General features: G+C 57.8%; 10 protein-coding genes. 6 read left to right on the top strand and 4 right to left on the bottom strand.

Annotated elements, in window-relative coordinates; translation table 11 throughout:
- Positions 1-1,104: IS4 family transposase (locus tag BN1115_RS14530; protein WP_042657714.1), on the top strand; the 1,104-nt coding region annotated here is incomplete at its 5' end.
- 52 nt (positions 1,105-1,156) lie between these two features.
- On the opposite strand, the gene BN1115_RS14535 is transcribed toward BN1115_RS14530, so the two are convergent.
- Positions 1,157-1,963: a crotonase/enoyl-CoA hydratase family protein gene (locus BN1115_RS14535; protein ID WP_042657715.1), complete on the bottom strand. Its 807-nt coding sequence runs from the start codon at positions 1,961-1,963 to the stop codon at positions 1,157-1,159.
- Positions 1,964-2,131: 168 nt separating this feature from the next.
- Here BN1115_RS14535 and BN1115_RS14540 point away from each other — a divergent pair, with 168 nt between their 5' ends.
- From BN1115_RS14540 to BN1115_RS14560, 5 genes are all read left to right on the top strand, one after another.
- Positions 2,132-3,919 (top strand): putative nucleotidyltransferase substrate binding domain-containing protein, encoded by a 1,788-nt coding sequence (locus BN1115_RS14540; protein ID WP_042657716.1) that lies wholly within the window; start codon positions 2,132-2,134, stop codon positions 3,917-3,919.
- Positions 3,920-3,921: 2 nt separating this feature from the next.
- Positions 3,922-4,548: a 3'-5' exonuclease gene (locus BN1115_RS14545; RefSeq protein WP_042657717.1), complete on the top strand. Its 627-nt coding sequence runs from the start codon at positions 3,922-3,924 to the stop codon at positions 4,546-4,548.
- 105 nt (positions 4,549-4,653) lie between these two features.
- Complete coding sequence (locus BN1115_RS14550; RefSeq protein ID WP_005336970.1) at positions 4,654-4,965, top strand: DUF485 domain-containing protein; 312 nt, start codon at positions 4,654-4,656, stop codon at positions 4,963-4,965.
- An 11-nt stretch (positions 4,966-4,976) separates the two neighbouring features.
- Positions 4,977-6,629, top strand: a complete 1,653-nt coding sequence (locus BN1115_RS14555) for a cation acetate symporter (protein WP_042657732.1) — start codon at positions 4,977-4,979, stop codon at positions 6,627-6,629.
- 166 nt (positions 6,630-6,795) lie between these two features.
- Complete coding sequence (locus BN1115_RS14560) at positions 6,796-8,388, top strand: ABC-F family ATPase (protein WP_042657718.1); 1,593 nt, start codon at positions 6,796-6,798, stop codon at positions 8,386-8,388.
- A gap of 166 nt (positions 8,389-8,554) precedes the next feature.
- Here the strand turns inward: BN1115_RS14560 and BN1115_RS14565 are convergent.
- The 3 genes from BN1115_RS14565 to focA all read right to left on the bottom strand — a co-directional run bounded on the left by BN1115_RS14565 (position 8,555) and on the right by focA (position 13,244).
- A protein-coding gene (locus BN1115_RS14565) for an IS3 family transposase (RefSeq protein WP_128821713.1) occupies positions 8,555-9,705 on the bottom strand; the annotation gives its coding sequence in 2 pieces (ribosomal slippage) (positions 8,555-9,468 and positions 9,468-9,705; 1,152 coding nt in all).
- Between the two features lie 361 nt (positions 9,706-10,066).
- A complete protein-coding gene (pflB, locus tag BN1115_RS14575; protein ID WP_042062283.1) occupies positions 10,067-12,349 on the bottom strand; it encodes a formate C-acetyltransferase in 2,283 nt (760 codons plus the stop codon).
- Positions 12,350-12,395: 46 nt separating this feature from the next.
- Positions 12,396-13,244 carry a formate transporter FocA gene (gene focA / locus BN1115_RS14580; protein WP_042062281.1) on the bottom strand — a complete coding sequence of 283 codons (849 nt, stop codon included), beginning with the start codon at positions 13,242-13,244 and terminating at the stop codon, positions 12,396-12,398.
- Between the last annotated feature and the right edge of the window lie 319 nt (positions 13,245-13,563).

The following is a 13,563-nucleotide window of genomic DNA, read 5'->3' on the forward strand; positions in this document are numbered from 1 at the left end:
ATCCTGTTGCCCGGTGACCGTCCCTTTGTTGCCCCCAGCGCCTTCCTGCAAGCCCGCCAAAAGCTCGGGGACAAGAGCATCGAGCGGTTGTTTCACGAGACCGCCTCGCGCTGGCACCAACAGGCCAATCACCCAGGCTGGGCCGGGCTGCAACTGCTCGCCGTCGATGGCGTGATGTGGCGCACCCCCGATACCCCGGACAATACCGCAGCGTTTGCCAAGCCCGGCACCCAGCATGGCGAGACAGCCTATCCTCAGGTGCGCATGCTCTGCCAGATGGAACTCACCAGCCATCTGCTCACGCAAGCCGTCATGGAAAGCTGCGCCGTCAACGAGATGGTGCTGGCCGAGCAGCTTATCGAACGCACGCCAGACCACTCGCTGACCCTGTTCGACAAGGGGTTCTATTCGCTTGGCTTGCTCCATGCCTGGCAAACCACCGGCTGCGAGCGCCACTGGCTGCTGCCACTCAAAAAGGGCACGCAATACGAGGTGGTGCGCAAGCTGGGGCGTCAGGATGTGTTGGTGCATCTCAATACCAGTCCACAGGCGAGGAAGAAGTGGCCGCAACTACCGGACACGGTGGAAGCCCGCTTGCTGACTCGCACTATCAACGGCAAGGAGCGCCAAGTGTTGACCTCGATGGTTGACCCGATGCGCTTCCCGGGAGCTGACATCGTCGAGCTCTACAGCCATCGCTGGGAAATCGAGCTGGGCTATCGGGAGATGAAGCACAGCCTGCAACAACACCGACTGACCCTGCGTAGCAAGAAGGCTGCGGGGATACGGCAAGAGCTGTGGGGCGTGTTGTTGGCGTACAACCTGCTGCGTAGCCAGATGGTGAAGATGGCGGCGAGTCTAAAGGGATACACGGCGAGTCAGCTGAGTTTTCACATGGCGTCGGTCTATCTTATCCATGAACTGAGCTGCATGCCGTACCTATCACCGGGGACTATCCCGAAGCGGGTGGCTGAGCTGGAGAAACAAGCGGGGCAGTTTGTGCTGCCGGAACGAAGGGAGCGAAGTTACCCCCGTTGCGTGAAGCCAAGGCCACAGAAGTATGCGGTGAAAAAAGCTAATAAAAACAATGCCAGTCAGGCTTAACTGACTGGCATTAGCAGCCTCGGCTGCCATTTCTTTTTCCTGTCACCTCATCTCAAAGCGAATTGCGGCGTGGCCCGAAGGGCAGACGCCAGCGAAACAGGCTGTTAAAGGTGGCCCGCCACTGATTGGGGCGCCCCAAGATCTGTTTTTGCAACCGGGTCTCTTCTTTTAGCATCGCCTCGTCGCTGCGGGCCCAGGCCTGACTGTAGAGCTGCTTGATCCCCGCCAGGGCATCCGGCGACTTGGTGATGAGGGTGCGGGCAAACTCCCGCGCCTCCACCAGCGGATCGGCGCAGACCCGGCTCACCATCCCGAGGGATTTCGCCTCAACGGCATCCAGCTCGCGCCCGCTCATGGCCAGCTCCATGGCGGTATCCAGCCCCATCAGGTTACGCATGGTGACGCTGCCACTCATGTCGGGGATGATGCCCCACTTGATCTCCATCACCGAAAAGCGGCAATCGGGGGTACTGAAGCGAAAATCGGCGCCAAGGGCAATCTGCAGACCACCGCCAAAACAGACCCCCTGGGTCACCGCAATCACCGGCACCGGCAGCTGGTGCCAGCCATAGGCGACCCGCTGGGCCAGATTGGTCGCTTCATCCGCTTCACGCTTGAGAATATCGAGCGCCGCTACCGGCTGTCTCAGCATCGATTTCACATCCAGCCCGGCGCAGAAGGCCCGCCCCTCGCCGTGCAGGATCACCGCCCGCAGCCCCTTGTGCCGGGCGAGTTGCGTCAGCGTCTCGTCAATGGCGCTAAACATGGCGCGGTCCAGCGCATTGAGTTTATCCCCCCGCGTCAGCATCACTTCGGCAATCCCGTCGTGGATCTCGCACTTGATCCTTGGTTTTTCCATCTCCCTTGTCCTCTCCTTGATCCCTGAAACTGACTCACTGGTCATACCACAACGTTATCAGAGTGTTATCATCCGGTACAGCTGAGACTAAAGTCGGCTGGTCGCCTCCCCCTCCCTTTGTCACACTGGGAGCTGGATGAGTGCCGCAAGCCAGCAGAGGACGCTGTCATGTCAACCCTGTTCAATTTTGCCAGACCACCGTTCGACCGACTGGACGATGAGGCGCGCGAGCGACTCTCCCGCCACCTTTCGCTCTGCTATTTTCGGGCCGGGGATCTGCTGCTCAAGGAGGGGGACGAACCTCCCGGTCTCTATCTCATCATCAAGGGAGCGGTGGAAGAGTCGGCCCCTCACCACCCGTTTGGTGATTACGGGGTCGATGATCTGTTCGATGTGCGCGCCCAGTTTGACGGCCGTTGCCGCCACCGCTTTACCGCACTGGAAGACAGCCTGTGCCAGCTCATCCCTCGTCACACCTTTCTGACGCTCTGTGAGCAGGACCCGCAGTTTGCCAGCTACTTCACCGCCAATCTGGCCGAGCGCCAGCAACAGCAGGAGCAACGCGAGCAACTGGGTCAGAAGAATCTGGCGGAATTTATCCTGACCCGCATCGAGCTCGGTCATCTGCAACCACCGCTCATTGTCGACAGCAAGCTGTCACTGCTGGCGGCGACCGAAGCCATGGTGAGCAAGGGGACCGATTGCCTGCTCTACCCCGCTCATGACGGCTCCCTCACGCTGGCAACCCGCAAGACCCTGCTCCATGCTCTAACCCTCAAGGGATTACCGCTGACGGCGCCCCTCTCGGTACTGACCCCCGCACCGCTGATTGGTCTGCCGCTGGAGAGCTATCTGTTTGATGCCCTGCTGCTGATGACCCGCCATCGCATCAAGCGACTGGTGGTGTGGCGCGGCAACGAAGTGGCGGGGATCCTGCAACTGACCCAGGTGCTGGGGCTCTTCTCGACCCACTCCCACGTGCTGACCCTGCGCATCGCCCGTGCCGACAGCCTGCCGGCACTGGAGGCGGTGGCCCGCGAGCAGCAACAATTGACCCGCTCGCTGTTTGCCCAGGGGATCCACACCGCCTTTTTGATGAAGCTAATCGCCACCATCAACGAACAGCTGATCGCCAAAGCCTTTGCACTGGTGATCCCCCCCGAAGTGCAGGATAACGTCTGCCTGTTGATGTTGGGTTCGGAGGGGCGCAGCGAGCAGATCCTCAAAACCGATCAGGACAACGCCCTGATCCTGCCTGAGGGGCTGGCATGGCCCACCCAAGAGGCCGATCTGGCCGAATTCAGCGCCCTGCTGGAACGCCTCGGCTACCCCCTCTGCCCCGGGCAGGTGATGGTGAACAATCCGGCCTGGGTAAAAACGGGCAGCGAGTGGCAGCAAGCCATTGCCAGCGCCTGCACCACGGCGAAGGAGGATGAGCTGCTCTGGCTCGCCACCCTGGCCGATGCTCACCCCATCGCAGGTGATCGCCAGCTGCATCTGCCGGTTGCCAGAGCGCTGCGCGAGCAGTTGGCCGACAGGCGGGATCTGCTGGCGGAGATGGTGCGACCGGCGGTGGCCTTCCATGCCCCGCTCACCCTGTTTGGCAGGCTGGAGCAGCCACCGGAAGGGTTGGATCTGAAGCGGGGCGGCCTATTCCCGCTGGTACACGGCATCCGCATGCTGGCCCTTGAGGGGGGGATACTGGAGACCTCGACCCTGGGGCGCATCGATGCGCTGGTGGCCGCCGAGCGGCTCAGTGCCGACTATGGCAGCAATCTGGCGGAGGCGTTCCGGCTCTTTATCCGGCTGAGGCTGCGCAGCCAGCTCAAGGGGGGCAATAGTCGGGTGCAGACACAGGATCTCAGCCACAGCGAGCGGGATCTGTTGCGCCAGGCGCTGCATCAGGTGAAGAAGTTCCAGCAGTGGCTCACCTTGCACTTTCGTCTGAGACAATAGCCATGTTGAGCCGCGCTCGACGCTACTGGTATGGCCGTGCGTTCCGAACGGGCGAGTTCGCACCGCTGTTTGCCACCCCCCCGGAAAATGAACGGATCGCCCTCGATTTCGAGACCACCAGTATTAATCCCGAGCAGGCCGAGATCGTCTCCATCGGGGCGGTGCGCATTCAGGGTAACCGGCTGCTGACCGGCGAGGCGCTCGCCATCAAGGTGCAGCCACCGGCCAGCCTGACCGGCCAATCGGTGGTGATCCACGGCCTGCGCCATCAGGATCTGCAACAGGGGATGACGCTGAAAGCCGCGCTGCGCCTGTTGCTCGAATTTATCGGCCCCCGTGAACTGGTGGGCTATCACATCGCCTACGACCTGCGTATTCTCAATCTCGCCTGCCAGAAATTGTGGGGATTAACCCTGCCCCAGCGAGGGATCGAGGTGAGCCAGCTCTATCACGACCACCTCTATCGCCGCTATCCCGATGCGGCCATCGACCTGCACTTGAGTGCCATCTGCCGTCACTTGGCGCTGCCCCCCCTGCCCGCCCACGATGCCCTTGCCGATGCCACCACGGCCGCGCTCATCTACCTGCGCCTGACCTGTGGCTCGCCGCTCACTTATCCCAAAGTCTAATTGTCGAGAAATAACATTTAATTCACATTTTGCTTACATTAGCAGATTGCCTGCTCGTCGGGGTTACCCCATCCACCGCTGACACTCATGTCATGGAGAACTGCAATGGAACAGCAAAGCTACCTGAGGATCCAGCAAGATCCCAACTTCCAGGAGCTGGTCGCCAAGCGCCAGCGTTTTGCCTGGGCCCTCTCGGCTCTGATGCTGGGACTCTACCTGGCGTTTATTCTGCTCATCGCCTTTGCCCCCGGTTGGCTCGGCACCCCGCTCAGCGACAGTACCACCGTCACCCGTGGCATTCCGGTCGGGGTGGGACTGATCCTCTCCTCCTTCGTGTTGACCGGCATCTATGTGTTTCGGGCCAACGGCGAGTTTGACGAGCTGAATCAGAAAATCCTCAAGGGAGTGCAGTCATGAGCGCAAAAAGCATGAAAGGCAACTTGCTGCTGTTGGCCTCACTGGCCTCCTCCCCCCTGCTGGCAGCGGATGCGCTGACCGGCGAAGTACAACGCCAACCCCTCAATGTGTCGGCCATCGTGATGTTCGTGGTCTTTGTGGCCGCTACCCTATTCATCACCTACTGGGCCTCCAAGCGCAACCGCTCGGCCTCGGATTACTATGCAGCTGGTGGTCGTATCACCGGCTTCCAGAACGGTCTGGCCATCGCCGGTGACTATATGTCTGCCGCCTCCTTCCTCGGGATCTCCGCGCTGGTCTATACCTCCGGCTACGATGGCCTCATTTACTCCATCGGTTTTCTGGTGGGCTGGCCCATCATTCTGTTCCTGATCGCAGAGCGGCTGCGCAACCTCGGCAAATACACCTTCGCCGATGTCGCCTCCTATCGCCTCAAGCAGACTGAGGTGCGCACCCTCTCCGCCTGCGGCTCACTGGTGGTGGTCGCCCTCTACCTGATCGCCCAGATGGTCGGTGCCGGCAAGCTGATCGAGCTACTGTTTGGTCTGCAATATCACGTTGCCGTGGTGCTGGTCGGTATCCTTATGGTGCTCTACGTGCTGTTCGGCGGCATGCTGGCCACCACCTGGGTGCAGATCATCAAGGCAGTGATGCTGCTCTCCGGTGCCAGCTTCATGGCCATCATGGTCATGAAATCGGTCAACTTCGATATCGGCGCCCTGTTCAGCGAAGCGGTCAAGGTACACGAGAAAGGGATCGCCATCATGAGTCCGGGTGGTCTGGTCGCTGACCCCATCTCCGCCATCTCGCTCGGTCTGGCATTGATGTTCGGTACCGCCGGTCTGCCCCATATCCTGATGCGTTTCTTCACCGTGAGTGATGCCAAGGAAGCGCGCAAGAGCGTCTTCTTCGCCACCGGCTTTATCGGTTACTTCTACATCCTCACCTTCATCATCGGCTTTGGCGCCATCCTGCTGGTCAGCACCAACCCGGCCTTCAAGGATGCCACCGGCACCCTGCTGGGCGGCACCAACATGGCGGCAGTCCATCTGGCCAATGCGGTGGGTGGCAGCCTGTTCCTCGGCTTCATCTCTGCCGTGGCGTTTGCCACCATTCTGGCAGTAGTTGCCGGGCTGACCCTGGCGGGCGCCTCTGCGGTCTCCCATGACCTCTATGCCAGCGTGCTGAAGAAGGGCAAGGCCAACGAGACCGATGAACTGCGCGTCTCCAAATACACCACTGTGGTATTGGGTGTGGTGGCCATTGGTCTGGGGATCCTGTTCGAGAAGCAGAACATCGCCTTCATGGTGGGTCTGGCCTTCTCCATCGCCGCCAGCTGCAACTTCCCGGTGCTGTTCCTCTCCATGTTCTGGTCCCGTCTCACCACCCGTGGCGCCGTCTACGGTGGCTGGCTGGGACTGGTGAGCGCGGTGACCCTGATGATCCTGGGCCCGACCGTGTGGGTGAAAGTGCTGGGTCATGCCCAGGCTATCTTCCCCTACGAATACCCTGCCCTCTTCTCCATGGGCTTGGCCTTCGCCGGGATCTGGTTCTTCTCCATCACCGACAGCTCCCAGAACGCCGCTGACGAGCATGCCAAGTTCCTGCCGCAGTTCGTTCGTTCACAAACCGGGCTCGGTGCCTCTGGCGCCACCTCCCACTGATGATGGGATGACACACGCAAGCCGGCCTCGTGCCGGCTTTTTTCATGGTGGCTCCCTCTGCGGCCAAATAGCCATCTGACCGATCCAGATCACAGTTCTTGCTAAAACTTTTTGGGGATCTGTGCCATAATGCGCGCCATTTGACAGACCAACCGGGACACTTATCTTGTTAAGCAGCAATAACATCACCATGCAATTCGGCGCCAAGCCGTTGTTCGAGAACATCAACGTCAAGTTTGGCGGCGGCAACCGCTATGGCCTTATTGGCGCCAACGGCTGTGGCAAGTCCACCTTTATGAAGATCCTCGGCGGCGATCTTGAGCCCAGCGGCGGTAATGTGAGCCTGGACGTCAATGAGCGTATCGGTAAGCTGCGCCAGGATCAGTTCGCCTACGAAGATACCCGTGTCCTGGACGTGGTCATGATGGGTCACACCGAGCTGTGGGCAGCCATTGCCGAGCGCGATGCCATCTACGCCAACCTCGAAGCGACCGACGACGACTACATGAAGGCTGCCGAGCTGGAAGGGCTGGTCGCTGAATATGACGGCTACACCGCCGAAGCGCGTGCCGGTCAGTTGCTGCTGGGTGCCGGTATTCCCATCGAACAGCACAACGGCCCGATGAGTGAAGTGGCGCCGGGCTGGAAACTGCGGGTGCTGCTGGCACAAGCGCTGTTCTCCAACCCTGACATCCTGCTGCTGGACGAACCGACCAACAACCTGGATATCAACACCATCCGCTGGCTGGAGCAGGTGCTCAACGATCGTGAAAGCACCATGATCATCATCTCTCACGACCGTCACTTCCTGAACTCCGTCTGTACCCACATGGCGGATCTGGACTACGGCGAGCTGCGCGTCTATCCGGGTAACTACGATGACTACATGCTGGCCGCCACCCAGGCGCGCGAGCGTCTGCTGGCCGACAACGCCAAGAAGAAGGCCCAGATCGCCGATCTGCAATCCTTCGTCTCCCGTTTCAGTGCCAACGCCTCCAAGTCCAGCCAGGCCACCTCCCGCCTCAAGCAGATCGACAAGATCAAGATTGAGGAAGTGAAGGTCTCCAGCCGTCAGAACCCCTTCATCCGCTTCGAGCAGGAGAAGAAGCTCTACCGCAACATCCTGGAAATTGAAGGTCTGTCCAAAGGCTACGGCGAGGCGCCCCTGTTCAAGGGCCTCAACATGATGCTGGAAGTGGGCGAGAAGGTCGCTATTCTGGGTACCAACGGTATCGGTAAATCGACCCTGATCAAGACACTGGTCGGAGAGTTGGCGCCGGATACCGGCACCATCAAGTGGTCCGAGAATGCCCAGATCGGCTACTACGCCCAGGATCACGCCGAAGACTTCAACACCGATCTCAATGTGTTTGACTGGATGGCCCAGTGGAAACAGGAGAACGAAGATGAGCAGGCGGTTCGCTCCATCCTCGGTCGTCTGCTGTTCACTCAGGACGATATCAAAAAGCCGGTCAAGGTGCTCTCCGGCGGTGAACAGGGCCGCATGCTGTTCGGCAAGCTGATGATGCAGCGCCCCAACATCCTGATCATGGATGAACCGACCAACCACCTGGATATGGAATCTATCGAATCCTTGAACCTGGCGCTCGAGATGTACAAGGGCACCCTGATCTTCGTCTCCCACGACCGTGAGTTCGTCTCCTCCCTGGCGACCCGCATCCTGGAGCTGAGCGAAGACGGTATCCGCGACTTCGGCGGTACCTACGAGGATTACCTGCGCACTCAGGGCGTGGTTTAACCTCTGCTCTGCACACGCTCGCAATGACAAACCGGTACCTATGTGCTGAATGCCAGTCAGTTAAGCCTGATTGGCATTGTTTTCATTAGCTTTTTTCACACTATACCTCTGTGGCCTTGGCTTCACACAACGGGGATAACTTCGCTACTGAATCGCCCCTAGTTTTCTAGACACTCTGTTGCTGAAAAATAAACTGCCTTTCAAACTCTACCGGCGACAGCCCATCATTGGAACCATGACGCCTGATTGGGTTGTAAAACATCTCGATATAGTCAAACACATCGCTGCGGGCTTCATCTCTTGTCGCGTAAATCCTGCGCTTGATCCGCTCCCGTATGAGCAACTGGAAGAAGCTCTCGGCGACCGCGTTGTCGTGGCAGTTGCCACGTCGGCTCATGCTGCAACTCAGGTTGTGGGCCTTCAGAAAGTCCTGCCATTCGCCGCCGGTAAACTGGCTGCCCTGATCCGAATGCACCAGTACCGGCTGCTTGGGCTTGCGCCGCCAGACGGCCATCAATAACGCATCAACCGCCAAGTCTGTCGTCATGCGTGACTTCATCGCCCAGCCGACGATCTGGCGAGAGGACAGGTCGAGCACCACCGCCAAGTACAGCCACCCTTCTTGAGTGCGGATGTAGGTAATGTCAGTCACCCAGGAGAGGTTGGGGGCTGGCACCTTAAACTGACGTGCCAGCGTGTTTGGGGCAGCTTGCGTGCTCTTGCCTCCATAATGCCCCTTGCGGCGTTGATAGCCTGTTTGCGAACGCAGCCCTTCCCGCCTCATTAATTTGGCCACACGGTGCTTGCAGCAGGCTTCCCCTGCGTCACGAAGGTCGCGATGGATCTTGCGATAGCCGTAGACAGCACCACTTTCCAGCCAGGATTGCCTGACCAATCCGATCAGCCGTTCGTCCTCCTGCTGTCGTGGCGATGTGGGCTGTTTCAGCCACGCGTAGAAGCCACTTCGGTGAACCCCCAGGGTCTGGCACAGGGTAACGACACTGTAGCGGTCGAGTCGGGAGGTTATGAACGCGTACCTTTCCTTGACTCGCAGGCAAAGTACGCGGCGGCCTCCTTTAGGATATTGCGCTCCTCGGTGACCTGGCGCAGTTCGGCTTTCAGGCGGCGTATCTCGGCTTGCAAGGCAGACTCTTCGAGCTGCTGGTCAGCGGGCTTACCGTACTGTCTGAGCCAGGCATACAGACTGTGGCTGGATACCCCAAGGGCTCGTGCAACGTCAGCCACCGGCCGCCCGCGCTCGGTGATTTGTTTAACGGCTTCGATTTTGAATGTTTCTGGATAACGCTGACGGGTCATAACACCTCCAATAGTTGCCTCATTTTAAGGCTGTGAGGTGTCTAGGGAACTGGGGGCGATTCACTAGGGAACTGGGGGCGATTCAGTTAACCCGTAGCCTGTTCGCCGTGCCATAGTGCAACTCTGACGAAATGACAGGCAAGGTAACCGCCCTATTGAGTGATAGCGCGCGAATAAAGCGTGCTCACGTGACAGACCGTTCAAAGGACTCCCCTGATCAACACCTGCACCATAACCCTGTTCACAGGTCCCATGACAACCCTTGTGGCTACGATGGCGCTTATCTAGAGATCCATTACCCTGAATTGCATGCATAAAAAAACCGGCGCCTTGGCGCCGGTTTTTACTCACTGCGTCTCGATTACAGAGAAGCGGTGAAGGTACGGGTGATGACGTCTTGCTGTTGCTCTTTGGTCAAAGAGTTGAAGCGAACGGCATAACCGGATACACGAATGGTCAACTGCGGATATTTCTCCGGGTTTTCCATGGCGTCCAGCAGCATTTCACGGTTCATCACGTTAACGTTCAGGTGCTGACCACCTTCCAGGTTGGACTCGTGATGGAAGTAACCGTCCATCAGACCAGCCAGGTTGGCTTTCTGGGCTTCCATATCTTTACCCAGCGCGTTCGGAACGATGGAGAAGGTATAGGAGATACCATCTTTAGCGTAAGCGAACGGCAGCTTGGCGACGGAAGTCAGGGAAGCAACTGCACCCTTCTGGTCACGACCGTGCATCGGGTTTGCACCCGGGCCGAACGGAGCACCTGAACGGCGGCCATCCGGAGTGTTACCGGTCTTCTTGCCATATACCACGTTGGAGGTGATGGTCAGAACAGACTGGGTAGCAACAGCACCACGGTAGGTGTTCAGCTTCTGAATTTTCTTCATGAAGCGCTCAACCAGGTCACAGGCGATGTCATCGACGCGAGCGTCGTTGTTACCGAACTGCGGATATTCACCGTCGATTTCGAAGTCGATGGCAACGCCATCTTCGTCACGAACCGGCTTGACCTTGGCGTACTTGATAGCAGACAGGGAGTCAGCGGCTACGGACAGACCTGCGATACCACACGCCATGGTGCGATATACGTCACGGTCATGCAGCGCCATCAGAGAGGCTTCGTAGCTGTACTTGTCGTGCATGTAGTGGATGATGTTCAGCGCAGCAACGTACTGCTTGGCCAGCCAATCCATGAAGCTATCCAGACGAGACATGACATCGTCATAGTCCAGGAACTCGGAGGTCACCTTGTCAGTTTTAGGACCGACCTGGATCTTGAGCTTCTCGTCGATACCGCCGTTGATTGCATACAGCATGGTCTTGGCCAGGTTGGCACGAGCACCGAAGAACTGCATCTGCTTACCAATCACCATCGGGGACACACAGCAAGCGATGGCGTAGTCATCGTTGTTGAAGTCCGGACGCATCAGGTCATCGTTCTCGTACTGAACAGAAGAGGTCTCGATGGATACCTTGGCGCAGTACTTCTTGAAACCGACCGGCAGCTTCTCGGACCACAGGATGGTCAGGTTCGGCTCAGGGGACGGGCCCATGGTGTACAGGGTGTTCAGCATACGGAAGCTGTTCTTGGTGACCAGGGTACGGCCATCAACGCCCATACCGGCCAGAGTCTCGGTCGCCCACATCGGGTCGCCGGAGAACAGTGAATCGTATTCCGGGGTACGCAGGAAGCGAACCATACGCAGCTTCATGACCATGTGGTCCATCAGCTCCTGGGCTTCTTGCTCGGTGATCAGGCCTTTCTTCAGGTCACGCTCGATGTACACGTCCAGGAAGCTGGAGGTACGACCGAAGGACATGGCGGCACCGTTCTGGGACTTGACTGCCGCCAAGTAGGCGAAGTAGGTCCACTGTACGGCTTCTTTGGCGTTCTTGGCCGGTACGGAGATATCGCAACCGTACTTGGCAGCCATCACCTTCATCTGTGCCAGGGCACGGTGCTGCTCGGAGATCTCTTCGCGCAGACGGATGGTGGCTTCCAGGTTGACGCCGTTTTCCAGGTCAGCTTGCAGGGACTTGAACTGAGCCAGTTTGTCGGCCATCAGGAAGTCGATACCGTACAGAGCGACACGACGGTAGTCACCGATAATACGGCCACGGCCGTAGGCATCCGGCAGACCGGTGATAACACCAGACTTGCGGCAGTTCAGGATGTCTTTGGTGTAAACGTCAAACACGCCCTGGTTGTGAGTCTTGCGGTACTCGGTGAAGATCTTCTCGACCATCGGGTCCAGTTGACGACCGTACACTTCGCAAGAAGTCTTGACCATCTTGATACCGCCGTTGGCGATGATGGCGCGCTTCAGCGGCTTGTCAGTCTGCAGACCAACGATCTGCTCCAGGCTCTGATCGATATAACCGGCATCGTGTGCGGTAATGGTGGAGGGCAGGTCAGTATCAAAATCGACCGGCGCATGAGTGCGGTTCTCGATTTTGATGCCTTCCATGACCTTGTCCCACAGCTTGGTGGTTGCTTCGGTCGCGCCAGCCAGGAAGGACTCGTCACCTTCATACGGGGTGTAGTTCTTCTGGATGAAGTCACGGGTGTTGACAGAGGTCTGCCATTCACCGGCCGCGAAGCCTTCCCATGCTTTTTGGAACTGTTCGTTAAGTTCTGCCATTTTTCATTACCTCACACGGTATTGATGTAGTATCCCGAAATCATCCTTAATGATGACGACGGAAGATAAACCAGTAAGTCAGACCAACCATCACGCCACCACCGATGATATTGCCGATGGTAACAGGGATGAGGTTGTGTAGGACGAAGTTGGATACGGTCAGGTCAGCAAAGGTTGCCGGATCCTGGCCGATGGCCTGCCAAAATTCCGGACTAGCCACGCTGTGGATAGCGATACCAACCGGAATCATAAACATGTTTGCGATGCTGTGCTCGAAACCTGCTGCAACGAACATGGCAACCGGCAGCAGCATGACTACTACCTTGTCAGTCGCGCTGCGGGCACCGAAGGCCATCCAGGCAGCAAGACACACCATCAGGTTACAGAGGATACCCAGCGCCACCGCTTCGAAGAAGGTGTGGTGAATTTTGTGTTGGGCCACTTTCAGGGCATTGAGGCCCCACTGACCATCCGCCGCGGTGTATTCCGCCGACATGATGATGAGGCCAACCATCAGCAGACCACCGATCAGGTTACCGAAGTAAACCAGACCCCAGTTCTTGAGCAGTTGTGCCCAGCTGATGCGATTGGCGGCCTTGGCCACCAGCGTCAGGGTGGTGGAGGTGAACAGCTCGGCACCGAGCAGCACACACAGAATAAGACCGAGGGAGAAACAGAGACCACCAACCAGCTTGGCCATGCCCCAAGACATAGAGCCGGAACCGGTCGTGACTGTGATGTAGAAGATAAACGCGATGGCGATGAAAGCGCCTGCGGTGATGGCCAGTGGAATGACCTTGTATGCCGGCTTGGTGGCCTTGGCATAGGTGATGTCTTCAGCCAGTGCAGCGATGGCTTCGGGCTTGAGACAATCGAATGGGGATTCAGCTTTCAATTATTTTCTACCTGAATGTTTTGCCTGTTGAAATCATAACAAAGGCCCAAATGGCCAAAATTGACATTGATCAAGTTTATCAGACTGCGAATGTAATTTTACTACAAATATTTTAGTGCAACGGCTGCGCCAGTTTACACCAGGTTTCAGCTGAAACAGAAATGCCACGTTTTTAATACAATGATTTTAAAGAATTTATTGGTATGCACGTAAAGCTGGTATTGGCAAGATATCTTTGCAGTCCGGTTGCACATCCCCTGCCCTGTCATCAACCCCATTAGGGGTATTTTTTGTTTTTTATTTCATCTTTGAATAACAA

This window comes from Aeromonas allosaccharophila (genome assembly GCF_000819685.1).
GTDB classification, from domain to species: domain Bacteria; phylum Pseudomonadota; class Gammaproteobacteria; order Enterobacterales; family Aeromonadaceae; genus Aeromonas; species Aeromonas allosaccharophila.